The sequence below is a fragment of the Pseudomonas triticifolii genome (assembly GCF_014358015.1).
Taxonomy (GTDB): Bacteria; Pseudomonadota; Gammaproteobacteria; order Pseudomonadales; family Pseudomonadaceae; genus Aquipseudomonas; species Aquipseudomonas triticifolii.
On the sequence record NZ_JACONV010000004.1, the window covers coordinates 208,678 to 232,848 of the forward strand.

Annotated in this window: 26 protein-coding genes; 8 read left to right on the plus strand and 18 right to left on the minus strand. The window is 59.4% G+C overall.

Features of this window, described 5'->3' with window-relative positions:
- Nucleotides 1-237 precede the first annotated feature (237 nt).
- Complete coding sequence (locus H8S56_RS09865; RefSeq protein WP_024688989.1) at nucleotides 238-1,164, plus strand: GGDEF domain-containing protein; 927 nt, start codon at nucleotides 238-240, stop codon at nucleotides 1,162-1,164.
- Nucleotides 1,165-1,191: 27 nt separating this feature from the next.
- Here the strand turns inward: H8S56_RS09865 and H8S56_RS09870 are convergent, their stop codons facing one another.
- The 7 genes from H8S56_RS09870 to H8S56_RS09900 all read right to left on the minus strand — a co-directional run bounded on the left by H8S56_RS09870 (nucleotide 1,192) and on the right by H8S56_RS09900 (nucleotide 9,022).
- Nucleotides 1,192-1,977: a TenA family transcriptional regulator gene (locus H8S56_RS09870; RefSeq protein ID WP_024688988.1), complete on the minus strand. Its 786-nt coding sequence runs from the start codon at nucleotides 1,975-1,977 to the stop codon at nucleotides 1,192-1,194.
- Between the two features lie 29 nt (nucleotides 1,978-2,006).
- Complete coding sequence (locus H8S56_RS09875) at nucleotides 2,007-4,469, minus strand: EAL domain-containing protein (RefSeq protein ID WP_187518522.1); 2,463 nt, start codon at nucleotides 4,467-4,469, stop codon at nucleotides 2,007-2,009.
- A 124-nt stretch (nucleotides 4,470-4,593) separates the two neighbouring features.
- Nucleotides 4,594-6,396, minus strand: a complete 1,803-nt coding sequence (locus H8S56_RS09880; RefSeq protein WP_187518561.1) for an ABC transporter ATP-binding protein — start codon at nucleotides 6,394-6,396, stop codon at nucleotides 4,594-4,596.
- 16 nt (nucleotides 6,397-6,412) lie between these two features.
- Nucleotides 6,413-7,045, minus strand: coding sequence for a DsbA family protein (locus tag H8S56_RS09885; protein ID WP_187518523.1), 633 nt, complete (start codon nucleotides 7,043-7,045; stop codon nucleotides 6,413-6,415).
- Nucleotides 7,046-7,048: 3 nt separating this feature from the next.
- Complete coding sequence (gene trhO, locus H8S56_RS09890; protein WP_024688984.1) at nucleotides 7,049-8,002, minus strand: oxygen-dependent tRNA uridine(34) hydroxylase TrhO; 954 nt, start codon at nucleotides 8,000-8,002, stop codon at nucleotides 7,049-7,051.
- 186 nt (nucleotides 8,003-8,188) lie between these two features.
- Nucleotides 8,189-8,482 (minus strand): BolA family protein, encoded by a 294-nt coding sequence (locus tag H8S56_RS09895; RefSeq protein ID WP_024688983.1) that lies wholly within the window; start codon nucleotides 8,480-8,482, stop codon nucleotides 8,189-8,191.
- A gap of 12 nt (nucleotides 8,483-8,494) precedes the next feature.
- Nucleotides 8,495-9,022, minus strand: a complete 528-nt coding sequence (locus H8S56_RS09900) for a DUF2059 domain-containing protein (RefSeq protein WP_024688982.1) — start codon at nucleotides 9,020-9,022, stop codon at nucleotides 8,495-8,497.
- 168 nt (nucleotides 9,023-9,190) lie between these two features.
- On the opposite strand from H8S56_RS09900, the gene H8S56_RS09905 reads away from it, so the two are divergent.
- The gene (locus tag H8S56_RS09905) at nucleotides 9,191-10,585 is read left to right on the plus strand and encodes a class II fumarate hydratase (RefSeq protein WP_024688981.1); all 1,395 of its coding nucleotides are present in this window, start codon (nucleotides 9,191-9,193) and stop codon (nucleotides 10,583-10,585) included.
- On the plus strand, nucleotides 10,578-11,192 hold the full coding sequence (locus tag H8S56_RS09910; protein ID WP_187518524.1) for an NAD(P)H-dependent oxidoreductase: 615 nt from the start codon (nucleotides 10,578-10,580) through the stop codon (nucleotides 11,190-11,192). The genes H8S56_RS09905 and H8S56_RS09910 overlap by 8 nt, the downstream gene beginning before the upstream one ends.
- Nucleotides 11,193-11,198: 6 nt before the next feature.
- On the opposite strand, the gene H8S56_RS09915 is transcribed toward H8S56_RS09910, so the two are convergent.
- Together H8S56_RS09915 and H8S56_RS09920 are read right to left on the minus strand one after the other, a co-directional pair.
- Nucleotides 11,199-12,158: a DMT family transporter gene (locus H8S56_RS09915; protein WP_187518525.1), complete on the minus strand. Its 960-nt coding sequence runs from the start codon at nucleotides 12,156-12,158 to the stop codon at nucleotides 11,199-11,201.
- Between the two features lie 96 nt (nucleotides 12,159-12,254).
- Nucleotides 12,255-12,860 (minus strand): tRNA-uridine aminocarboxypropyltransferase, encoded by a 606-nt coding sequence (locus tag H8S56_RS09920; RefSeq protein ID WP_024688978.1) that lies wholly within the window; start codon nucleotides 12,858-12,860, stop codon nucleotides 12,255-12,257.
- Nucleotides 12,861-13,068: 208 nt separating this feature from the next.
- Here H8S56_RS09920 and H8S56_RS09925 point away from each other — a divergent pair, with 208 nt between their 5' ends.
- Entirely contained in the window at nucleotides 13,069-13,383 is a 315-nt protein-coding gene (locus H8S56_RS09925; protein ID WP_187518526.1) for a hypothetical protein, read from the plus strand.
- Nucleotides 13,384-13,469: 86 nt separating this feature from the next.
- Here H8S56_RS09925 and H8S56_RS24630 read toward each other — a convergent pair whose 3' ends face one another.
- Together H8S56_RS24630 and rmuC are read right to left on the minus strand one after the other, a co-directional pair.
- A complete protein-coding gene (locus tag H8S56_RS24630) occupies nucleotides 13,470-13,592 on the minus strand; it encodes a PA1414 family protein (protein ID WP_122697649.1) in 123 nt (40 codons plus the stop codon).
- A 174-nt stretch (nucleotides 13,593-13,766) separates the two neighbouring features.
- Nucleotides 13,767-15,110 (minus strand): DNA recombination protein RmuC, encoded by a 1,344-nt coding sequence (gene rmuC / locus H8S56_RS09930; protein ID WP_187518562.1) that lies wholly within the window; start codon nucleotides 15,108-15,110, stop codon nucleotides 13,767-13,769.
- Nucleotides 15,111-15,928: 818 nt separating this feature from the next.
- Between rmuC and H8S56_RS09935 the strand changes: the two genes are divergently transcribed.
- The 4 genes from H8S56_RS09935 to H8S56_RS09950 all read left to right on the plus strand — a co-directional run bounded on the left by H8S56_RS09935 (nucleotide 15,929) and on the right by H8S56_RS09950 (nucleotide 19,125).
- Nucleotides 15,929-16,234 carry a hypothetical protein gene (locus H8S56_RS09935; protein WP_024688974.1) on the plus strand — a complete coding sequence of 102 codons (306 nt, stop codon included), beginning with the start codon at nucleotides 15,929-15,931 and terminating at the stop codon, nucleotides 16,232-16,234.
- A 482-nt stretch (nucleotides 16,235-16,716) separates the two neighbouring features.
- The gene (locus H8S56_RS09940) at nucleotides 16,717-16,941 is read left to right on the plus strand and encodes a hypothetical protein (RefSeq protein WP_024688973.1); all 225 of its coding nucleotides are present in this window, start codon (nucleotides 16,717-16,719) and stop codon (nucleotides 16,939-16,941) included.
- A 269-nt stretch (nucleotides 16,942-17,210) separates the two neighbouring features.
- Entirely contained in the window at nucleotides 17,211-17,690 is a 480-nt protein-coding gene (locus H8S56_RS09945; protein WP_024688972.1) for a hypothetical protein, read from the plus strand.
- Between the two features lie 160 nt (nucleotides 17,691-17,850).
- On the plus strand, nucleotides 17,851-19,125 hold the full coding sequence (locus H8S56_RS09950) for an OmpP1/FadL family transporter (protein ID WP_032622931.1): 1,275 nt from the start codon (nucleotides 17,851-17,853) through the stop codon (nucleotides 19,123-19,125).
- Nucleotides 19,126-19,251: 126 nt separating this feature from the next.
- Here H8S56_RS09950 and H8S56_RS09955 read toward each other — a convergent pair whose 3' ends face one another.
- The 7 genes from H8S56_RS09955 to cobU form a co-directional block, all read right to left on the minus strand.
- Complete coding sequence (locus H8S56_RS09955) at nucleotides 19,252-19,803, minus strand: glutathione peroxidase (RefSeq protein ID WP_187518527.1); 552 nt, start codon at nucleotides 19,801-19,803, stop codon at nucleotides 19,252-19,254.
- 61 nt (nucleotides 19,804-19,864) lie between these two features.
- Nucleotides 19,865-19,987, minus strand: a complete 123-nt coding sequence (locus H8S56_RS24635; protein ID WP_032610919.1) for a hypothetical protein — start codon at nucleotides 19,985-19,987, stop codon at nucleotides 19,865-19,867.
- Entirely contained in the window at nucleotides 19,984-21,192 is a 1,209-nt protein-coding gene (locus H8S56_RS09960) for an MFS transporter (RefSeq protein ID WP_187518528.1), read from the minus strand. The genes H8S56_RS24635 and H8S56_RS09960 overlap by 4 nt, the downstream gene beginning before the upstream one ends.
- Before the next feature lie 105 nt (nucleotides 21,193-21,297).
- Nucleotides 21,298-22,029, minus strand: coding sequence for an adenosylcobinamide-GDP ribazoletransferase (locus H8S56_RS09965; RefSeq protein ID WP_024696408.1), 732 nt, complete (start codon nucleotides 22,027-22,029; stop codon nucleotides 21,298-21,300).
- A gap of 1 nt (nucleotide 22,030) precedes the next feature.
- Nucleotides 22,031-22,603 carry an alpha-ribazole phosphatase family protein gene (gene cobC / locus H8S56_RS09970; RefSeq protein WP_187518529.1) on the minus strand — a complete coding sequence of 191 codons (573 nt, stop codon included), beginning with the start codon at nucleotides 22,601-22,603 and terminating at the stop codon, nucleotides 22,031-22,033.
- The gene (gene cobT, locus H8S56_RS09975) at nucleotides 22,600-23,652 is read right to left on the minus strand and encodes a nicotinate-nucleotide--dimethylbenzimidazole phosphoribosyltransferase (RefSeq protein WP_024688966.1); all 1,053 of its coding nucleotides are present in this window, start codon (nucleotides 23,650-23,652) and stop codon (nucleotides 22,600-22,602) included. Before cobT ends, cobC begins: the two co-directional genes overlap by 4 nt.
- The gene (cobU, locus tag H8S56_RS09980) at nucleotides 23,649-24,170 is read right to left on the minus strand and encodes a bifunctional adenosylcobinamide kinase/adenosylcobinamide-phosphate guanylyltransferase (RefSeq protein WP_187518530.1); all 522 of its coding nucleotides are present in this window, start codon (nucleotides 24,168-24,170) and stop codon (nucleotides 23,649-23,651) included. The genes cobT and cobU overlap by 4 nt, the downstream gene beginning before the upstream one ends.
- Nucleotide 24,171: the final 1 nt, after the last annotated feature.

A 24,171-nucleotide genomic window follows, 5' to 3' on the forward strand; every position in this document is an offset into this window, starting at 1 on the left:
GCAGGTGATCGCGTCAGTTCAGCCACTGACGCGTCGCCGCCGGAGCCGCATCGCCAGCCAGCCGCCTTCTAAAGACTGCTACGGCCACGTCAAGAAATCGCCGTACCAAAAATCAACGGCTGTCTGCTCAATGCGCTAACTCCCTGATTTTAAATATCCCGGCCGATAAATGAACCGAATGGCACGACTTTCGCTCTAACCCTGCCAAGCCAGTCATACGTGCTGAGGAGCGAAGAGATGATTTCTCTTACCCAGACCCATGCAATCGATTTCGATACCGCCAGGTTGCAGCGCCTCGGTTTTCAACATCGTCCCAATGCCGTACTGCCGCCTGTTACCCTCCCTGAGCTGATCAAACAGCTAGGCCTGCAACTGCAGACCAGCCTTGAAGCAGAACGCATACTGACGCTGTTCTTCCAGGGCATTCAGCGCCTGCTGCCACTGAGCGGTGTTGTGTATCGGCATACAGAAAGCGACCTGCACCTGAGGCTGGGTGAGGACGCGTCGTTTATCACTCATTTTCATCTGCGTCATGAGGGTGAAGACATCGGGCAACTGGAGTTCCAGACAGCCGAGCCATTCGACGCGCAGCAGATGAGTGACCTCGAAAGCCTGCTCGCCTGCCTGTTGTATCCATTGCTCAATGCGCTGCTGTATCGAATCGCCACGCAAAGCGCCTTGCGCGATCCGCTGACCAGTACCGGCAATCGCATATCGATGGATCAGAACCTGCCTCGCGAAGTGGACATCGCACGTCGCCACAAGCAACCGTTGTCCGTGCTGATGCTCGATATCGATCACTTCAAGAAAGTGAATGACCGTTACGGCCATCAAATGGGCGACGAAGTGCTCAGGACCATTGCCGTCACGCTCAAGGCACAGTTGCGTAACGTAGACCGGATATTTCGCTATGGCGGGGAAGAGTTCGTCGTGATCCTTTCCAACACTGACGGCGACGGCGCTGCATTAGTGGGTGAGCGCCTGCGCCAGGCCGTTCTGGACCTGGAATTTCATCAGGCAGGTCCCGAGCTGGCGATGAGCATGAGCCTGGGCTGCTCGACACTGCTGTCGGCGGAAACCGCCGACAGCCTGTTACGACGGGCAGACGACGCCCTCTATGTTGCAAAACGCCAGGGTCGCAACCGCCTGGCAATCGCCAGCTGACGGCGGGTACAGACCCTGACGGCGTGCTCAGGCCTCCACGGCCGTCGCACGCTCACGCGCCGGCTTGACCTTCTCCAGTTGCATACAGCGCTCCAGAAACAGGTACATGTAGTCATAACTCTTGGTAACTGCCTGACGCAACTCGGCCTGCAACTGCACGCTGGCCTCATTACCGACCAATGTGCAAATAATCTCCAGTGCCTCCCAAGGGTGCGCATCATCATATTGAGCATGCATCTTGAGCCATTTCATGGCTTTCTTGCGCGTCTCTTCAGGAAACGCTTCGGCATAGGCGCCGGTCGAACACACCACAGCCGACCACTCACCCGTTGCCCCCTCGATGGCGTAGTTGGTAGCGGCCATGGCAACTGCCAGTGAGTCAGAAGAACTGGTCTGCCAGCACCAGTGACTCAGGGCATGCAGCTCCGGCGAAACCTGCTGGTCATGCAGGTTTTCAAGTGTCACGTCGTGGGCAGCGCACCAGTTGACCCAATAGTCGGCATGATTGAGTTCCACGCGGATGTTACGCATCAGCCAGCGGCGCGCCATGTCTTCGCCAGGATGACGACCAAAGCGGGTCTTGGTGAGGTTCTTGGCCATGTACACCGCAAACTGCTCAACCACGGGCCAGCCACCGATCAGGTAGTGGCGCATGATTTTAGGGCTCAAGGTTGCATCACGCATTTTCTGGTACAGCTCGTGCTCAACAACGCGGGCCTTGGCCGGGGCGCAGTCCTTGATCAGCTTTTGGGCCCAGGCCGGATAACTGCTGGCTTCCATGAGCGGACCGGTTCTGTTGAAAGTGTCGATCACTGTGTGGCTCCTTGTAGTGGCTATACGATTTAACTGAATGTTCCCGGTGTGTGGAGCATTGAAGGTGCGGGTCGAAGCGGGGGTGCGTAGAGGCTTTCACACGTGAATAGCATCGGACGACCTATCAGGTACCCCTGAGCAAAATCCACGCCCATTTCCTTCAGTACGGACTCAATCTGAGGGGTTTCCACAAACTCGGCGATCGTGCGCTTGCCCATCACATGCCCGATGTTGTTGATGACCTCGACCATGGCCTGGTTGATCGGGTTATCGAGCATGTCCTTGATGAAACTGCCATCGATCTTCAGGAAGTCGACCGGCAGGTGCTTGAGGTAGGCAAAGGACGACATACCTGTACAAAAGTCGTCCAGCGAAAACAGACAGCCGAGGGCTTTCAATTCATTGATGAATCGAATGGCGTTGCCCAGATCGGCAATGGCGCTGGTTTCAGTGATTTCAAAGCAGATCATGTCAGGCGCAACACCGAACGTTCTGAACTGCAGTTTCAAGTAATCGAGAAAGGCATCGTCACCGATGCTCGACCCGGACAGATTGATCGCACATAGCGCCTGCGGTGCCTGATGCCGTTCCTCGCTCATGCAGCGGGCGATAACCTGAAACACGTTATGCACGACCCACCGGTCAAGTGTAGTCATTAATCCGTAGCGCTCGGCAGCAGGGATGAAGCTGTCGGGCGCGACCATGCGCCCGGACTCGTCACGCAGACGAAGCAGAATCTCGATATGCCTCACACTGTCGCCGTTGGGCTGAATCGATGAGATTTCCTGCGCAAACAGGCAAAAACGGTTTTCATCCATGGCAATGTGCAATCGCTGAATCCAGGCCATCTCCCCTGAGCGCATCGACAGCGTCGTATCGTCGAGGCGGTAGACCTGAACCCGGTTGCGGCCCTTTTCCTTGGCCATGTAGCACGCCATGTCTGCCGCGCAAAGGCTGGCTTCCAGCGTAGCCGGAGCATCACCCAGATGCACCACGCCGATGCTGACAGTGGTGACGAAAGGTCGACCTTTCCACATGAAATGCAGGTCCTGCACAATCTGGCGCAGTATTTCGGCAATTTCGTGGGCCTTATTGGCGGGACAATCGGTCAACAGCACACCGAATTCGTCGCCCCCTAACCGGGCCAGGGTGTCGCCGTCGCGCAAACCCTGAGGCAGCGCCCGACAAATGTGCCGCAACAGCTCGTCGCCCGCTGCGTGACCGCTGGTGTCGTTGACCAGCTTGAATTGGTCGAGATCCAGGAACAGCAGGCAATGACTCGCGCAGCCCATATCACCCTTGTTCAACACCTGCTGGAGACGACGTTCGAACTCACCGCGGTTGAGCAGCCCGGTCAGTGCGTCATGAGCCGCCTGCCAGGAAAGGTTGGCGATGTACTGGCGCTCCTGCGTCATGTCGTGAAGCACCAGCACCGCGCCGCTGACGACACCTTCGGAGTAGATCGGTGATCCCACCAGCGCAACCGAAACCGTACTGCCATCAAGCCGCTGTATCAGCTTGCAGTTGGCGCTACCACCCTTGAGTTTGCCACCCAGGATGTGATCGATCAGGGTCGAGCTGTCACGCTGATCGTTCTCGTCCAGCAGGTTGAACAGCGCCGCCAGCGGCAGTCCGATGGCCTGGCCGTTTTTCCAGTGCGTCAGGCCTTCGGCGGCTGGGTTCATGTAGACAATGGCGCCGTTCACGTCGGTGGTGATGACCCCGTCGCCAATCGACTCCAGGGTAATCTGCGCCCGCTCTCGCTCGAGCTGGAGAGCATCGGCAAACAGGCGACGCTGGGCGATCAGTTTGCGCACCCTCAGAAATGCCAGAAGGATCAGCACCACCGCGGTCACCAGGTTGATCCCTATCAGCAGTCTCAGAATGAACCTGGAACCCTCCCCAAGCGCATCACTGAACGCTTTGGCGGCAGGTGCCACGCCTTCGTTGATGGCATTGATCTGCGCCCGCCATTGCTCCACCTCGGCAGGCCTCACCTCGCCTTCACGAATCCGCGTATGAATCTGCCCGGCCAGACTGTCGAGCTGGACGAGATAGTCATCCCCGACGGCCCAGAACCGGATGGCGGTTTTCATGAAACTGAAATCGTGAAAGTTGAGGTACATCCAGATAATGCCCGAGGCATCGTCCGGGTGGTTGCCGCCCTGAATGATTCCAGCTCTGGCATCGGAAAGCGATGGAACAGGCCTGTCCAGTGCTTCGCGCAGCGCATGTCCGCCCTGCGGAACCGCAATGGCCTGCTGGTATTTCAGATAGTCACGTTCGTCGTGCCAGTTGGCGTAGAGACCCAGATAATGAATGGCATCCTTCTGCCCCTTGGACCAAAGGCTCTCGCCGACGACATAGCTGCGCACCGCAGACAGGGTGTAGAGGCTGACGCATCCCAGCAGCGCCTGAAACAGCGCAACCGCGATGAAAGGCCACACGATGCCTGTCAGGCGGGGCTTGGGAAAGGTCCATGGTTGCTTCATGGGTTCGCGTCACCACATGCCTGAAAAGATCGTCCTGAGCAGAGCCTAGGCTAAATCCATCCGTGATGGCACATGATTTTTTCAATTTTGAAACATCTTTGCCGCAAAGGCGCGGGATCGTGGCTCAGCTCTGTTGCAGATAGCCATACAGCTTGGCGTAGAGACCGCCTTCTTCGATCAACTGCTGATGGCCACCCTCTTCGGCGATACGCCCACCATCGAATACCAGCACCCGGTCGGCCTGTTTAACGGCGGACAGACGATGCGCAATGATCAGTGTGGTCCGACTGCGCAGGAAGCGCGTCAGCGCCAGATGGAGGTTGTACTCGGTCGCGGCATCGAGTGCCGAGGTCGCTTCGTCGAGGATGACGACCTTGGGATCGGAGAGCACCATTCGCGCAATCGCCATTCGCTGCCGCTGCCCACCGGACAAACGCACCCCGGAGCGTCCGACGACGCTGTCCAGTCCGGCGGGCAGCTCCCTAACCACGGACTCCAGCTGCGCCACTTCCAGCGCCCGCCAGCAGGCTTCATCGGTGCATTCGCGGCCCATGGTCAGGTTGGCGCGAACGGTATCGTTGAACAGTGCCGGATGTTGCAGAACGACCGCAATGTTTTCACGAATCCGTTCAAGACCGATGTCCTGCTGAGCCACCCCGCCAAAACGGATGGTTCCGTTCTGAGCGGTATACAGGCCCAACAACAGTTGCACCAGCGTGCTCTTGCCCCCGCCACTGGCGCCCACAATGGCAACCTTCTCGCCCGGCGCGATCGAAAGGTTCATTTGATCCAGCACCAGTTCGTCGCCATAACCGAAACTCAGGCCCCGCACCTCGATACCGACCGTTTCCTGCTCGGCGAAAGGGTCAGCACTGCCGGTGTATTGAGGTTCGTCGCCCCGGGCAAGCAGCTCGTTGATGCGCGTCAGGGCACCGCCCGCCGCGTAGTAGGCGTACTGCAGATTGAGCAACTGCTCCACCGGAGCCATCATGAACCACAGGTAACTGAACACCGCCAGCATCTGGCCGATGGACAGGTCGGAGAACAGCACCGTGAGCATCGCCGCTGCACGAAAGATGTCGATTCCGAACTGAAACAACAGCCCACTGGCACGTCCTGAAGCGTCACTCTTCCACTGTGAGTTGACGGCATAGTCACGCACTTCTTTTGCTTTGACGCCCAGCCGACCGAGAAAAAAACCCTGACGGTTGCCCGCGCGCACTTCCTGTATCGCGTCCAGGGTCTCGCTCAGGGCCTGAGTGAAACGCGAGGTGCTGTCGTTTTCCAGTTTCTTCAGGTGCTTGACCCGCTTGCCCAGCCTGACCGTGGCAAAGATCACCAACGGGTTGAACAGCATGATCAGCAGCGCCAGCTTCCAGTGCATCCACATCAGGATGCCGGCCGTGCCAGCCAGGGTCAGCGTGGAGACCAGAAGACGGCTGAGGGTTTCGCCGACGAACTTGTCCAGCGTGTCCAGATCGGTGACCAGGTGGGTGGTGACCGTACCACTGCCCAGGCTTTCGTACTCGCGCAGGGAAATACGCTTGAGACGCTCAATCAGACGCAGGCGGATGCGATACACGATGTCCTTTGACAGCCGGGCGAACAGCCGCGCCTGAAGGACGCTGAACAGCAAGGCTCCGGCTCGCAGCAACAGCGTCAACAGCAGCATCAGGCCAATGTAGCCCGCCGCTTTCTGCAGGCTGTCCGGCAACAGGTGATCCATGACCTTCAACGCCGCGTCGCCGCGTCCCAGCAAGACTTCGTCTACCAGCAAGGGCAGCAGCAAGGGGATGGGCACACTGCACAGCGTCGCCATGACGGCGACACCATTGGCGATCCACAAGGCCTTTTTATGACGCAGTGCCAGCCGACGAATTTCGGCCCAGCTCAAGCGGTCGTTGCGTGCATCGTTGGCAGCTGACAGGTCGTCGGTGGAGTCGTCACGCACTGGCCGCACGCTCCAGCCAACGGCCGAGCAATGGCGACAGCGCACTCAAGGGTTGATAACCGTTGGTCAGCAGGGCCAGTTGGCCGTTGCGCTCGGCCAGCAAGGTCGGAAAACCCGCGATGCCCAGATCCTGTGACCAGGCAAAATCGGCTGCCGTGGCCGTCTGCTGGTCGACACTGTCGAATGCGTCGGCAAACTGCTGACGCGAAAGCCCGGCCTGCTCGGCCAGTTCAGCCAGAATGGAAGGTCGCGTCACATCACGACCCTGAGCATAAAACGCCTGCTGAATCAGCTTGACCAGTTCCCAGGCTCGCTGCGGGTCCAGAGACCGTGCCGATGTCACTGCCAGGCAGGCGGGCGTGGTGTCATAAACGAAGCCTTCCGGCAAGGCGCCCTCACGCTGGAACGTCTGGCCGGTGGCCTCCTCGACCGCCTGCCAGTGCTCAAGAATGTAGCGTCGCTTGGAAGCTTCCAGCGGCGTGGACTCTGAACGCAACCCGCCCATCACCAGATGCAGCGACACCCCCGCCACCTGAGCCTGTTGCACCAGCGCATCGGCAACCGGAGCAAAGCCCCAGCACCACGAACACATAGGGTCCATGACATAGATCAGGCGGGCGGACATGGCTCAGGCCTCGGATGGCAAACGGTAGTTACGACCGATGGGGTGGGGCTGGTTACGCGCCTTGGCCAGTTCGATCTGCTTTTGCCGATCAATGGCACTGCGGCGGGTTTTCTCGCTCAACGAATCCCAGCAGTGCGGGCAACTCACACCCGGCGAGTAGTGCTCGCTGGCGCGGTCTTCGGCACTGATCGGTGTACGACAGGCATGGCACTGATCGTAATCGCCTTCGGTGAGGTCGTGGCGTACGGTGACACGATTGTCGAAGACAAAACAGTCCCCGCGCCACTGGCTTTGCTCCTGGGGCACTTCTTCGAGGTATTTGAGAATGCCACCTTTGAGGTGATACACCTCTTCAAAGCCCTCGCCCAGCATGTAGCTGGAAGCCTTTTCGCAACGAATGCCACCGGTGCAGAACATCGCGACCTTCTTGTGTACGGCCGGATCGAAGTGCTCTTTTATGTAATCGGGAAATTCGCGGAACGACGTGGTCTTTGGGTCGATCGCGCCTTCGAAAGTACCGATCGAGACCTCGTAGTCGTTGCGTGTGTCGATCAGCAGCACTTCGGGATCGGCGATCAGGTCGTTCCAATCCTTGGGCTCGACATACGTGCCGACGGCCTTGTTGGGATCGACGCCTTCAACGCCCAGGGTCACGATCTCTTTCTTGAGTTTGACCTTGGTGCGATAGAACGGCTGCTCGTCGCAATAGGATTCCTTGTGGTCGATATCGACCAGACGCGGGTCGCTGCGCAACCAGACCATAAGGCCATCGATGCCTTCGCGGCTGCCGGAAACCGTACCATTGATGCCTTCTTCGGCGATCAGCAAGGTGCCTTTGATGCCGTTGTCGACCATGGCCTGCAGCAGCGGCTCACGGAACGCGACGTAATCGCTGAGGGTGACGAATTTGTATAGCGCAGCCACGACGATCGGCTGATTGATCGACTGTTGAGTCATGTATCTCTCCAGGTGGCGACCCTCGCAAAGGGCCTACCGGACATTGAATGCTGAACGAAAAAACGCACCGGCCAGGCGGCGCGGTGCGGATTCTAGCAAAACCGGGGTTGTGCAGGTATGTCGGGGCGTTGATTTGAATCAATGCTGATTTGAATCAACCACCCGACAACCCAGGCACGCTAGCAGTCAATGACCGCCAGCGCACGTCGGCGAGGCTGGCGCTGAACCTGTCTTCGCCCACTCCTCTGGAGTATAGGTGTGCAGGGCCAGGGCGTGGAACTCGCCCATCAGGGCACCCAGCGTGGCGTACACCTTCTGGTGACGCTTGACCGAGTTAAGGCCCTGAAACTGGTCACTGACCAGAATGGCCTTGTAGTGGGTCTGCTCACCGCGACTGTGCATGTGGCTCTCGTCGAGCACTTGCAAGTGGTGCGGCTGCAGCAGCGCCAGCGCCGACTCGATACGTGTCTGCATGGTCATGAGGGGATTCGCTTAAGGCTTCTTGGCCGGGGCCGGAGCAGCTGCCTTGGCAGGTTCCAGTTCGGCGGTCATGTCGGCGAGCAGCTTGTTGACGACCGGCACGGCGCTTTCCAGCTTGCCTTGGGTCAACTGGGCCGATTGCTGGGCCAGTTCAGGCATCTTGGTCATCACTTTCTTGCCCAGTGGGGACTGATAGAACGCAACCAGATCCTTGAGCTCGCTTTCGGTGAAGTTGGCGGTGTAGAGCTTGACCATTTCAGGTTTCAGCTTGTTCCAGCCGATGGCCTGGTCCAGCGCGGTGTTGGCTTTGGCCTGATACGTTTCAAGCAGGGCCTTTTTCGAGGCTGGAGCCTTGGTTTCGGCGAAGCGCTGGGCAAACATCTGCTGTACTTGTGCATAGACCGGAGCGCCCAGGCGATCGGCGTTGGCAAGCTTCAGGAACGTTTCGGCACTCGCATTGTGACTGGCGGTGTCGGCAAGGACCTGACCACTGGCGCAGACCAGAGCTACCGCTGTACAGATGGCACGAAGACGGGTCATCGAGTTTCCTTATCTAGCAAACGAGGCTTTACCCCAGGGCCGACCATTCTGCGCTTATGTAGCCTTTTGGCTCAACCCCCGGTTCACCGAGCGGTTAAAAAGCGATGCTCGGGAACCCTGCCTCCATCTGGACACCTAACCTGCAATGCACTTAAAGGAGTAAGCACAGTGAGCCGCACAGAAACCGATAGCATTGGCCCGATCGAAGTCCCTGAAGACGCTTACTGGGGCGCCCAGACCCAACGCTCACTGATCAACTTCGCCATCGGCGATCAGCGTATGCCGCTGCCGGTGTTGCACGCACTGACGCTGATCAAGAAAGCCGCTGCCCGCGTCAATAATCGCAACGGCGATCTGCCCGCCGATGTCGCCCGCCTGATCGAACAGGCCGCCGACGAAGTGCTGGACGGTCAGCACGACGCCCAGTTCCCGCTGGTGGTCTGGCAGACCGGCAGTGGCACGCAGAGCAACATGAACGTCAATGAAGTGATTGCCGGGCGCGCCAATGAACTGGCAGGCCAAGGCCGGGGCGGCAAATTGCCGGTACACCCTAACGATCACGTCAACCGCTCGCAAAGCTCCAATGACTGCTTCCCGACGGCCATGCACATCGCCACGGCGCAGGCGGTGAAAGAAAAGCTGTTGCCGGCGATTGCCGAGCTGTCCACAGGGCTCGCCGAGCAATCGGCGCGCCACATGAAGCTGGTCAAGACTGGCCGCACGCACATGATGGACGCCACGCCGATTACTTTCGGCCAGGAACTGTCGGGTTTTGTCGCTCAACTGGACTACGCGGAAAAAGCCATCCGCGCCACGCTGCCAGCGGTGTATGAGCTGGCTCAGGGCGGCACCGCCGTGGGCACCGGGCTGAATTCGCCCAAGGGCTTCGCCGAAGCCGTGGCTGCCGAGCTGGCTGCCTTGTCCGGGCTGCCCTTCGTCACCGCACCCAACAAATTCGCGGCGCTGGCCGGTCACGAGCCACTCACTGCGCTGTCCGGTGCGTTAAAGACGCTGGCTGTGGCGCTGATGAAAATCGCCAACGACCTGCGTCTGCTCGGTTCCGGACCTCGCGCGGGGCTGGCCGAAGTGCGCCTGCCCGCCAATGAGCCCGGCAGCTCGATCATGCCAGGCAAAGTCAACCCGACGCAGTGCGAGGCGCTGTCGATGCTGGCGTGTCAGGTGATGGGTAACGACGTGACCATTGGCTTTGCTGCGAGCCAGGGCCATTTGCAGCTCAATGTTTATAAGCCGGTGATCATCCATAACATCCTGCAATCAATCCGCTTGCTGGCTGACGGCTGCAGTAACTTCAATGAGCACTGCATCGCCGGCATGGAAGCTGATGCGGAAAAAATGGCGGAACACCTGGAGCGCGGCCTGATGCTGGTGACCGCACTGAACCCGCACATTGGCTACGACAAGTCGGCCCAGATTGCCAAGAAGGCCTACACCGAAGGCCTGACACTGCGTGAAGCTGCGCTCGCGCTGGGTTTCCTGACCGATGAAGAGTTCGACGCCTGGGTACGCCCGGACAAGATGCTCGAGGCAGGCAGCAATGGCTGACGCCAAAAGTGGCGCCACGCCGCTGGAAGGCAGCGGCAAACGCATCCTGATGGTCTATGGCACGCCCAAGACCGTCAGCTTGTGCCACGCCCTCGGCGAAGCCTACTCACAGGGCGCGCGCAACGAAGGCCATGTGGTAAGGGTCTTGAAGCTGGGGGAACTGGATTTCAATCCTATCCTGCACCATGGCTACGAACAAAGTCAGGCGCTCGAACCCGACCTGCTCGGTGCTCAGCGGCAGATTCACTGGGCCGAGCATCTGGTGTTCGTTTATCCGGTCTGGTGGGGTGGGCTGCCCGCACTGCTGACCGGTTTTTTCGACCGGGTCCTGATGCCCGGTTTCGCCTTCAAGGCTCACGGACGTCGACATCCCTCCAATGAACTGCTCAGAGGCCGCACGGCAGAGTTGCTGGTGACCATGGACACCCCGCCTCGCTACTTCCACTGGATCTACGGTGCGCCGGCACATCGGCAGATGATTCGCACGATTCTCGCGTTCTGCGGGATCAAAACCCAGCGCCTGACGGAGTTCGCGCCGGTGCGCACCTCGACCGAGGAGCAGCGACAACAATGGCTTCATCAGGCGCTCGCTCTGGGCAAGCGCTGAATCGCTTCAAGCCTGCGCCAGCCTGGCCCTTCTCGCCCTGAGCCCCGCAACCAGTGACGGCCCCAGGGCCGTCAGTGCTGACCCCAGTACCACCAACAATGCACCGCCATAGCCCAGCGCATTGATCTCTTCGGCCTGCACGTAGGCTGGCCACAACCAGGCGGCAATTGCCACCGTGCCCAACGTGATCAAGGGCGTCAGCGCCAGTGTCGCACTCACACGAGACGCCTCCCAGTGCGCCAGCGCTTCGGCGAAAGCACCATACGCCACCAGCGTGTTCAGACAGCATGCGAGCAACAGCCAGCCTTGCAGCGGGCTCAGTTGCAAGGCCTTGGCAGGATGCGCCCACGGCGTGATCAAGAGCGCGCAGAACAGGTAGATCACCATCATGACCTGCAACGAATTCCACACCGTCAGCAATTGTTTCTGGCTTAACCCGTAGAAAGTCCAGACCACTGACGCCATCAGCACGATCAGCACACCCAGGGTGTAATCACCCAACGAGGTGAGCAACTCGACCAGCCGCTGATTGAAGAACAGCCCGAAACCGACCAGCAATATCGCAAGACCGATGCCCTGCCCGATACTGAAACGCTCCTTGAACAGAAAGATGCTGCTGATCAGCATCAGAATCGGGCCGATCTGAATCAACAGCTGTGTCGTACCGGGGCTCAACATGCGCAGACCGACCAGGTACAGCATGTAATTACCCACCAACCCGAGCACAGCCATTAGCACCAGAACCTTGCCCCGACGCCCCAGCAGCTTGAAGCTGGGCAGGCGCTTGACCGAGGCCAGCCAGATAAACAGCACGGAACCGGACACCAGCAACCTGAACCAGGTCACCGTCACCGGGTCCATGGCCTGCAGCACCTGTTTGAGTTTGACGGGCAAAATGCCCCAGAGCAGCGCAGTCAACAACGCAAGACAAAGGCCATACACCCAGCGGCCAGAAGAGATGTGCATCAGAGGTTCCGAAAAAGTCAGGACGAGCCCTTCATTCTAGGCGCTGATCCGCAAAGCGACAGTTACAGATGCACAGCGTTATGGCCACGAAGTGTTTTAATCATGTTCACGCGAGCCATGGTTGCGCCGATAGGTCTCGCTGCCCATGGCCTGAATCTGACCCTCTATCAACGCATCGAATGGTTTGAGCAGCGCCTCGAAAGTCGCAGGTGCTTCCAGCGTCTGCAAGGCATGGACGATCGCCTCAAGCGTCGACAACGCATCCGGTCCTGGCGCTTTACGCAAGCGATAACGCGAAGCCGGAACATCGCCAAGCGTTACCCTCGGTAAAGCAGCCAGCAGCGGGTTCAGGTGCAGTAACTTGCGCGCCTTGCGCCACGTGCCATCGGGCACCACCAACAGGATGGGTGGCGCGTCGGCAGGCTGACACTCCAATGGTTGAGCCCCTTCGCCCGGAAACAGCAGACGGGCCTGATAACCGGGCGGCCTGAGCAAAGCCTCCAGGTCATCGAATACTTCCCCGACCTTCATTTGCGCATGGGTCAGCCCGAGCGCCGCAAGGCGTGCGGTGTTCAGTGCATGTCCCGCCTCGCTCGTGTGCTGCAATATCAGCACACGGGTTCGACTGTCCAGCTGCGGAATCAAGGCGCACAGGCAATGAGCGTCAGGGCGCAGGCAACGTTCACATCGGGCGCGGGGCATCTGTTTTCACTACTCTTTCTGAAGGCGCTGGCACGACATCGGATGGCAATGCCTGCCGCCTGTCGCGTAACGCGGCAGTTTAAACAACTCGGCCTCGTTGCGCCGACGCAATTGGCGGCCGCACTTTGGATTTCAGCTAGCCTCAATGCACAGGGCTGGTGACATGAAGTCCCCCTGCTGGATCACACGATCAACATCAGGGGCTCTCATGAATCGCGAGGGGATCAAACAAAGGGTGCTGGATGCGCTAGGCATCATTCTGGTGGACAAGGCCGAAATCCGCGATGAAGCCACGTTCAGGGACCTGGTGCTGGACGACGCAGATGTGGATGAGCTGTTCAGCCAGTTGGGGCACGAATTCAATTTCGAGTTTCCCGAGTTCATTCGCCAACGCGCGCTCAACCGACCTCAGCATGTATCGCTGCCGATGGTGGTGGACCTGATTGTGTTGATGCACCAGGAATCGTTACAAGAAAAGGAGGAGCGGGAAACCAGGCACCGTCGCGCCCGTCGGCGACAGTGACAGAACACCCTTATGTCGGGACGCTGGTGCGCCCCGATGCCATGGCGTTTTTGCACTGCCCTTGCGACAGCGCATGCGGGTCGGGCTTAGCGGCGCGGACGACGACGTGGGTCTTCAGTACGAACCGGTATTGGCTGTAGCTTCGGACGCTCGATCAGACCCAGCGCAACACCCAGATCATGGAGCCATTCTTGCAGTTTGCTGTTCATAAAGCCCCCTTAAGGGAAAACACGGCAACCAACCTGTGCTGATCACTCAATAGAGATCATAGAAGCTTGTCATTGGTTCGCCGAGCATTACGGAAAACAATTTTCCCGATATGGGCAATGTGACATCTGCGGAGATTTCCATCTAGTCTTTGCGACGGACGGCCACTTGCCCACTCATTCCGGCAACCGCACCAATCCTTCCTCATCGGTCATCGCGCGCTCCAGCAGATCCGGCGGCAGGCTCTTGCTGGCACGGGCGCCCAGCAGCTTGAGCTGTTCACTGCGACTGACCAGATTGCCACGCCCGTCAGTCAGCTTGTTGCGCGCCGCCGAATAGGCTTTATCCAGTTGCTGAAGGCGGCTGCCTACTTCGTCCAGATCCTGGATGAACAGTACGAACTTGTCGTACAGCCAGCCGGCGCGCTCGGCGATTTCCCGCGCGTTCTGACTCTGGCGCTCCTGCTTCCATAGACTGTCGATCACGCGCAAGGTCGCCAGAAGCGTCGTAGGGCTGACGATCACGATGTTTCGGTCGAAGGCTTCCTGAAAGAGGTTCGGTTCGGCCTGAAGCGCCGCGGAAAAAGCGGCCTCGATAGGCACGAAAAGCAGCACGAAATCCAGGCTGTGCAGCCCTTCAAGCCGCTTGTAATCCTTGCCCGAAAGCCCTTTGACGTGGTTCCGCAGCGACAGGACATGCTGTTTCAGCGCCGCCTGACCGATCACGTCATCATCCGCCGAGACATACTGCTGATAAGCCGTGAGACTGACCTTGGCGTCGACCACGACCTGTTTATCGCCCGGCAGCATAATCAGCACGTCTGGCTGAAAGCGCTCCCCGTCGGGTCCCTTGAGGCTGACCTGGGTCTGGTATTCACGGCCCTTTTCCAGCCCTGCGTGCTCCAGCACCCGCTCCAGAATCAACTCGCCCCAGTTGCCTTGAGTCTTCTGGCCCTTGAGCGCCCGCGTCAGGTTGGTGGCCTCGTCGCTCAGACGCAGATTGAGCTGCTGCAGGCGCTCCAGCTCCTTGGCCAGGGAGAAACGCTCGCGGGCCTCGTTCTGGTAGCTTTCTTCGACGCGCTTCTCGAACGACTGGATCCGGTCCTTCAAGGGCGTGAGTAATTGCCCCAACTGCTGTTGACTGGTCTCGGCAAAGCGCTGTTCACGCTCATCGAAAATCTTGCCGGCCAGCTCCGCGAACTGGGCGCGCAACTCATCTCGCGAGCCCTGAAGATCGTTCAAACGCTGCTGGTGACTGTCCTGTTGCTCGCGCAACTCCGCACCAAGGGCCGCGCATTGCGCGTCGAGACGGCGCAACTCGCTCTCTTTCGCCGCGCGCTCCTGAACCCAGCCCTGAGCGGCGTCGCGAGCGTTATCACATTCCTGACGCAACAACTCGACCTCTCGGCGCAAGGCCGCCAGATCCGCCTGCTTGGCAGCATTGGCCTGACCAAGGTCACTGATCTCGTCGCGGGCGGCGTCCAGTTGGGCATTGAGACCGTCCTGGGCCATTTGCGCCATGCTCAGACGCTCATCCAGAAGCGCTGTCTCGGCATCACGGCGCGTCAGTTGACCGTGCAGATGCCAGACCCAGGCCAGCAGCGGCAACCCTGCAGCACCGAGCCCTATCAACAGGCTGTTCAAGTCAAATGCCATAACGACTCCATGCAGGCCGAATGAATGCCAGCCGCATTATGCGTAAAGCCTTCACAAAAATAGAGAGTGCATCAACGGCAGCGCCGCGAACGGGCTTTATAGACAGCGCGGGGGCGAATCGGGGGACGAGATTCTACTCGCTTTCGATGGCGGGCACACGTTCAATTCACAGCCTGTTTCAATCGGACAATCCACAGAAGCTGTGGATAACTCAGTGGACAACCCCCCTTTAACCCGCGCAAACGTAGACAGAATGGGGCTTGCGCTCAAACTGACGATTTTTTCACCAGTTAAAAAAAACGATGTTTTTCATTGACTTAATAATTCACCATCATAAATCAAGCCCTTAGCGAAGCATGTGACAGTGATGTAGCAGCTTACGGCGCTAATGTGCACAACTCAAAAACCACCGATTTCAAAGGGTCTGAAAAAACGTTGCAGATAAGCATCAACTGCACTGCATTCTCAATGAACATGCAGCTTTCAGCGTGCTTCTCACCGTGCAACAACGCCCTTTCATACCCGCTCATTGCGCTCGTTGCGTGGCATAACGTCCTGCCCGGGACATAATGCGTGTGGCGCTGTCCAAGCCCTGCCTGAAGCACAGGCCGCGAATTATCATCACGGTCTTTGCTGCCACGCACTTTTTCTCGGAACACTTTCTCGGAACGCTAAGGGACACGATGAGAGAAGTAGTGAAGTTCTTCGTGCTGCTGATGGCTGTCTGTGCCATTGCCGTTGGCGCGAGCATCGTTTTGCCGCCTCCAGACGGTGGCGTTTTCGCCTATACCGTGCTGTTATCGGCGATCGCTGTCGCGTTGATCATCTGCAGCGACCTGAGCAAAGGTCGTATCAACGACGTCGGCGACATCATGCGAGCAATAGAAAAGCGCAAACCGTTACGCCTGACCATCGCGGCCTACCTGCTCGGCTGTTCGATGGTCGCTTCTGCCACGGTGCTGCTCTATCGTATCGTCGGGCACTGGTAAGGGGATTATTTCCTTGACCCGCTTGCAATCCATCCAAACCTCGAATAGTATAGCCGCCGTTAGTACCAAGCTGAAAATCAATTCCGGTCGACAAGTCCCCCAGTGTTAGCTCTTTCCAAAGAAAGAGAATGCTGGCTACAAGGGATCGACCACCTCGATGGTTTCCAGGCATGACCCTTTCGCACATGTGAGCCACCTTGGCGGCAGTGCAGTTACGGCTATCATGTTCTGCTTCAACCAGCCTGCAATTGATCAGGATCTTCACCCGGAGCGTCGAACCTTTGCTCCTGTTGTGTTGCCTGCCCTCCTAAGTACCTACCAGCCAGCCAGAGCGCCATACGATCAAGCGCGCTTCAACTGACTGTCTTGTTCCAGTCAGGTTCTTCGCCCAGCCAGGCCTTACGACCCAATGCCGGCCCGCGTTTACTGGAATCTTTATTTTTGCACGGTATTGTTCCGTGTTGATTCAGGAAACACCTAACATGACTCACCATAACCAGACCCAACACGCCATTCATACGCTGACCAACGCGTTCGCACCACTGAATTGCCTGATCATGGCCGCCCGCAAAGGCTGCTTCAGCTTCACCATCGTCAACGAGCATGGCATCGCCCGTCACAGCGAACGCCTGTACCCCGATCAGTACGCCAGCGCCGAACCGCTGCAGGCTGTGATCGAGCGGACCCGCCAGGCCCTTACCGCCTGAGACGAACGCCTCGCTGCACGACCCGGACCTCGCCCCCACAGGCGAGGTTTTTTATTGTCTGGGATTTCTGGACCAGGCGGGTGAGTTAATCACTAACCGATCTATCCACTGGTCGGCAGAGCCGCAAACAATTTAAAAACAGACCTTTACACCGTAAATCTGACACTACACTTCAACTCAGGCGACCCAAGGCCGCTCCCGGTAGCCCCTGTCTGCACGCTCTACTGATCAGGGACCGTCGGTCACCTTTCATGAGCGCCGACAGTATTATGGGTATCGCAGCCATAGAATTATGCCGTCACGTCATCCGCCCTACTCTTATTTATCTTGATCGTCGCAGCCACCGCGCCGAATCATTGCTGCTAGGCATTGCAGCCAGCCAGTCCGCCCTGGGTGCAGAACTCGACAGCCGCCGCGGACACGGCCTGTACCGCATCCCCGAGCCCAGGCATCGGCAACTATGGGACGACTACCTGGCACGGGACCCAGATCTGGCCAGTCGCGTTCGTGGCCTGGCCAGTCAACATGCCTTTCTCAGCGGTCCGCATCTGGAACTGACTGTCAACCTGCGCTATTCCACCGCCATTGCCTGGATGATGATCGAAGCGCAAAACACCTCGCTACCCAGAGAAGACGACCCCATCGCCATGGCCAGAATCTGGAAAAAAGTTTTTCAGCCCCATGGTCGATTGCGGGATTTTGTCGCTTGCTGGAACGCCAGCGTCGCGCCCCTTTATTTACCGGCATGAGTAAAACCTTCGAATCCGGAGTTCGTGGCATTTCGCCGCATAATTTAAGGATTGTCCTACAAGAATAGCTCTAAATCGGGCTTCTCCGCCTATAGCGCGCCGTCGAAAATGTTGGTAATTTCCGACCGGTGATCACGAAGGAGCTCTAATAATGAAAACAATGACAAAAGTAATGAACAGGACAACACTGGGTCTGGCTATCGGCCTCGCCTCTTCTCAGCTATTCGCTGCCGGCTTCGCACTCAATGAACAAAGCATCAGCGGCATGGGCACCGGTTTTGCCGGCCGCTCTTCTTCTGCCGATGACGCAAGCACTGTTTTTGGCAACCCTGCCGGCATGTCCCGCCTGAAACGCGAAGAAATCAGCTTCGGCGCAGCAGCGGTGATCGCCAAGACCGATATCGACAACGGTCGCGGCACCTTCGGCGGCAGCAACGACGGCGACATGGTGCCCTTGGTGGGCGTACCCATGGGCTACTACGTCAAGCCAATTGATGATCACTGGGCATTCGGCCTGGGCGTTTATGCACCGTTCGGTCTGGTGACCGACTATGAAAGCGGCTTCGCCGGTCGCTACTGGGGCGACAAGAGTCACGTGCAGGTCGTGACCTTCCAGCCGACCGTCAGCTACGCCTTCAATGACAAGGTGTCCATCGGTTTCGGCCCGACCATCAACCGCATCGACGGTGAGCTGACCTCTTCTACTCTTAACGCCGCGACACCGGGCCGTAACGACGGCAAGGTCAAGATCGAAGGCGACGACACCGCTCTGGGCTTCAATGCCGGCATCCTGGTTCAGGCAACCGATACCACACGCCTGGGCCTGACCTATCACTCCAAGGTCGACTACAAGCTCAAGGGCAAGACCAAGATCGAAGGCTCGGGCTTTGGTCCGTTCGGCGGCCAGAAGTACGACGCCTCGCTGGACATCTCCACGCCTGAGTCGGTGGACTTCTCCATCACCCAACAGATCGACGAGAACTGGACGGTCTACGCTGGCAGCACCTGGACTCGCTGGAGCCGTCTGACCGACATCACCGTCAATAACGATGGCGTTCCCGCACAATTGGGCGGCTCGGCTGGTCCGATCGGTCGCATCTCCGAAGAGCAGGACTGGCACGACACCTGGGCGCACGCCATCGGTGCTTCGTACAAGGTCAACAAGGAATGGACACTGCGCACGGGCTTCTCCGTGGATCAGTCGCCAACCAACAACGTCAACCGCTCTCCACGCATCCCGACCGGCGACCGCAAGATTGTCAGCTTCGGCGCTGGCTGGAGCCCGACCGACGACCTGACCATCGACGTGGCCTACTCGTATCTGCGTGAAGATGAAGCCAAGATCCGCAACAGCAGCGCTACCAAAGGCTCGTACAGCGCTGACTTCCGTAACACTGCGCATGGCCTCGGTACTTCGGTCACCTATCGCTTCTGATGGACGACTGACAACCGGCTGAGAAAAAGCCCGCACATCCTCAAGGATGGCGGGCTTTTTGTTGTCTTGCGTAAACGCTGGCAAAGCATACACGGAGCGCCCTGAGAGGCATTACCACGCAAAGCCTCAGGGCTTGGACGCAATTGCTTTCTCGATTGCTGCTATCAAATCAGGATCATCCGGCTTGGTCATGCTGGAGAAGTTGGCGACCACGTTGCCCTGACGATCCACCACGTACTTATAGAAGTTCCAGCGCGGGGCGCTGCTCTGCTCGGCGAGCACCTTGAACAGGTGGGTAGCGTCCTCGCCTCGCACGGCCTGTGGCTCGGTCATGGTGAAGGTTACGCCGTAATTGACGTAGCAGACCTTGGCGGTTTCTTCTCCGTCCTTGGCCTCCTGCTTGAAGTCATTGGACGGCACGCCCAACACTTCCAGTCCCTGCCCCTTATAACGCTGGCTCAGCTCTTCAAGACCTTTGAATTGTGGGGCGAAGCCGCAAAAGCTCGCGGTATTGACCACCACCATCGGCTTGCCCGCATAACGCTGGCACAGGTCGATGTTTTCCTTGGAACGCAGCTTGGGCAGCTCGCCCTGCAACAGTGCCGGGCAGTCAGCAGCCATGGCGGCGCCGCTCATGGCCAGCAGCAGAAAGGGAATCGATATAAAGCGAGTGTTCATCAAGGCGTCCCTGGAAGTGGTGGCTGTCTGCAGACACGCTACCCCAACAGACGCCTTCTGCCTAGCAAGCACCCATGCCCAGTTGCAACGCAGCCAGGCCGACATGCTGCCAGCCCCACCAGACCAGCGCCAGCGCTGCGACGCCCGCAGCGAGCGCCGTCCACAGAGGCCAGTGCCTGTTCATACGACGCTCGCCTGTGCCTGCAACCGCGCCACAGGGCGCTCGCGCACCGGCCAGTTGAGGGCAGCGGCCAACAGACTGAGCAGAATCGATACCTGCCAGATCAAGTCGTAACTCCCGGTATGGTCATACACCAGCCCACCCAGCCAGCCGCCAAGAAACGCGCCCAACTGGTGGAACAGGAAGACGATACCACCGAGCATCGACAGGTTGCGCACCCCGAACAGGGTCGCGACCGTGCCGTTGGTCAGCGGCACCGTGGACAGCCACAGCAGCCCCATGGCCACACCGAACAGATAGGCCGTTGTCTGGCTGAGGGGAATCCACAGGAACAGCACGATCACCACCGCACGCAGCAAGTACAGCAGCGTCAGCAAGCGTGGCTTGGACATGCGGCCACCCAGCCAACCCGCCGTGTAGGTGCCGAAAATGTTGAACAGACCGATCAGCGCCAGCACCGTGGTGCCAACCTTGGCCGGCAAGTGCTGGTCGACCAGATAGGCGGGCAGATGCACGCCGATGAACACCACCTGAAACCCACAGACGAAGAAGCCCAACGCCAGCAGCCAGAAGCCTGAGTGCGAGCAGGCTTCACGCAATGCTTCGCCCAGCGTCTGCTGAACGCCCACCGATTCGGTCGGTTTGTCCTTGAGCATGCCCACCAGCGGCAGGATCAGCGCGACCATAACGCCCAACACCAGCAAGGCACCGGACCAACCCAACCAGCCGATCAGGCCCAGCGTGCCGGGCAACATGGCGAACTGACCGAACGAGCCGGCCGCGCTGGCAATCCCCATACCCATGCTGCGTTTCTCGGCCGGCAAGGCTCGCCCCACAACGCCGAGGATGACGGAAAATGAAGTACCGGACAGGCCGATACCGATCAGCAACCCCGCGCTCAGCGACAGACTCAATGGCGAGTCCGCCATGCTCATGCATGCAAGGCCAACGGCATACAGCACGCCTCCGACAAACACGACCCTGGCCGCGCCAAAGCGGTCCGCCAGCGCTCCGGCAAACGGCTGCGCCAGGCCCCACATCAGGTTCTGCAAAGCGATGGCGAAGGCGAACACCTCACGCCCCCAACCGAAATCCGCGCTCATGGGTGCCAGAAACAGCCCGAAACCGTGTCGTGTTCCCAGCGAAAGCGCAAGAATCAATGCACTCCCGAGCAATATCCAGCCACTGGTACGCCAGACCGATGTCATTGTTATAGTGCTCCCTGACCAGAAAAGCGTGGATATGCCCGTAAATCGATAACCGCGAAACTACGCCTCGGTGCAGGAGCCTGTCAATCGCTTATCGGGTGGTGCTCAGAACAGCACCATCGCCAGCAATACCGCGACTTCCAGCAACTCAAGCAACGCGCCCGCGGTGTCGCCCGTCGTGCCGCCCAGGCGTCGGATCATCACCTGGCGCAACCACAGAAAACAGACCATCGAGACCATCACGGCCGCCAGCCCCGACCAGCCGGCGAACAGAACGCAGGCCACCACACAGGTCAGCAACACCTGGCGAGCAGCGCCACGCGGCAAGTGATCCGACAGCGCCTGGCCCAGCCCGCCAGCGCGCACATAGGGCGTACTCAGAAACAGACCCAGCATTGCGCTGCGCCCGATCAGTGGTGCCAGCAGCAATGCGATGCTGTGGTGGCTTTCGATCAGCGCCAGAATGGCGGTGAACTTGAGCAGTAACACCAGTACCAGCGTGACCACCGCAATCGGCCCGCTGCGCGGGTCCTTCATGATGGTCAGGGTTCGCTCGCGATCCCCGAAACCACCCAGCCAGGCATCAGCGCTGTCTGCCAGACCGTCCAGGTGCAAACCGCCGCTGAGCAACACCCAGGCGCAGAGCAGCAACGCAGCGTGCAGCATGGGCGGCGCGCCATTGAGCAAGGCGTTCAGGCCCATCAATACGCTGCCGAACAGCACACCCACCAAGGGATAGAACAACAGTGAGCGTCCGGTTTCCTCTGGGCGCGGCATGCCAGGCAGGCGAATCGGAAAGCTGCCGAGAAATTGCAGAGCGATCCAGAATGGCAGCATGTCAGGCCTCCGTCAGAACGCCATCAGCGGCAACATTGATCGACAGCAGCGCGCCGTGGCCAACCACCACTTGCAACAGTTGCTCACGCGGCAATCTACGCGCCTGCGCCAGCAGCAGGCGCATCACGCCGCCGTGACTGACCAGCAACACCCGCTCGCCGGCATACCTTTCACCCAGGCGCTGCACAGCACCGACAACGCGCGCTGAAAAGTCGATCACCGGCTCGCCGCCGGGGGGTGTAAACGCGTAAGGGTCATTCCAGAACAACCCCAGCCCTTCAGCATCCGTTTCCATTAACTGCGCAGCGCTGTGACCTTCCCATTCACCGAAGTGCAGTTCTTGCAGCCCTGGCTCAAGCTGCAGAGGTAACGACAGACGCTCAGCCAGCGCTTCAGAGAAGCGCGCGCAACGTTGCAGCGGGGAGCTGATGATTCGCTGCCACGGCCCGGCCTCAGCCACTGCCGCACGCATCTGTTGCCAGCCGAGTTCGGTCAATGCATCGTCGAGGCTGCCGCGCAGACCGCCACCCAGTTCGGTTTCACCATGACGCAGCATGTCCAGGCGCAAGGTCATGCCGGGCGATCCGACACGCTGGCTTCAGCAAAGGTCGACATACCGTTGTGCAGCGCGCAGGCCATGCGCACCAATGGAACGGCCAGCGCCGCCCCACTGCCCTCGCCCAGGCGCAGACCCAGGTCCAGCAGCGGCTCGGCCTGCAGGGTTTCCAGCACATGACGATGACCTGTTTCAGCCCCCCGATGGCCGAACAGCAGCCAATGACGGCACGACGGATTAAGGCGTACCGCCACCAGCGCGGCCACGCTGCAGATAAAACCATCGACCAGCGCCACGATGCCTTCCTGCGCACACGCCAGGTAAGCACCCGCCAACGCGGCAATCTCGAAGCCGCCAAGGCTTAACAGGCTGTGCAGCGGATCACCTGCATGCTCGGCATGCAGCTTCAGTGCACGCTCAATGACCTGAGTCTTGTGCATGATGCCTTCGGCGTTCAGCCCGGTGCCTGGGCCGACCAGCAGTTGCGCGGCGCATTCGAGCATTGAGCAGGCAACCGCACTGGCTGCGGTGGTATTCCCAATACCCATTTCGCCGCCAATGAACAGTTCGGTTCCGACGGCCTTGGCGCGCAGCACACTGTCGCGTCCGGCCTGCAGGGCTGCGAGCCCTTGCTCGGCAGTCATGGCCGGGCCTTGGACAAAGTTCGCGGTGCCCGCCCCCAGACGCAAATGACGCACGCCCGGCAGATCAACCGGCAATACCGTGCCCAGATCCACGACATCCAGTTGCGCCGAAAGCTGATGGGCCAGCACGCTGATGGCCGCGCCACCGCTGACGAAGTTATGCAGCATCTGGCCGGTGACAGCCTGTGGGTAGGCCGACACACCTTCAGCCACCACTCCGTGATCGCCCGCGAAAATCGCGATCCAGACCTCATCGGCCTTGGGGCGTTCGCGCCCCTGCAGACCGGCGAGCTGCACGGCAAGCCGCTCCAGTTGCGCCAGCGAGCCGGCCGGCTTGGTCAGTTGTTGTTGACGGAGCAGAGCCGCTTCACGCATCGGCACATCAATGGCCTGCGCGGGCTCAAGCCACCAGGAGTTACTCATAGCGCGGTTCCTTTCAGAGTCAGGGGCAAGCCAGCCACGGTCAACACCACTCGCTGGCAACGCTCAGCCAGGGATTGGTGCAACAGGCCCGCTTCGTCAACATAGCGGCGGGTCAGCTCACCGAGAGGCACGACGCCCAGCCCGGTTTCGTTGCTGACAAAAATGATTTCACCCGGCAGCACAGCCAGGCACTCGAGCAGTGCATCGCGCTCTTGCGCCAGACGCCCGGGATTTTCAAGCATCAGCAGGTTGGTCAGCCACAGGGTCAGGCAATCCACCAGCAGGCATTGGTCGGGCGCTGCATGGTCTCGCAGCACGCGCGCCAGCTCGACCGGTTCTTCCACCAATCCCCAGTGCTCGGGGCGGCGGGCACGGTGGCTGGCGACACGTTGATTCATCTCGCCGTCCAGCGGTTGGCTGGTGGCGATGTAGGTCACACTCAGGCCCGTCTCGGCGGCCAGTTTCTCGGCCAGGCGGCTCTTGCCGGAGCGCGCACCACCCAGAATCAGTTGCAGCATG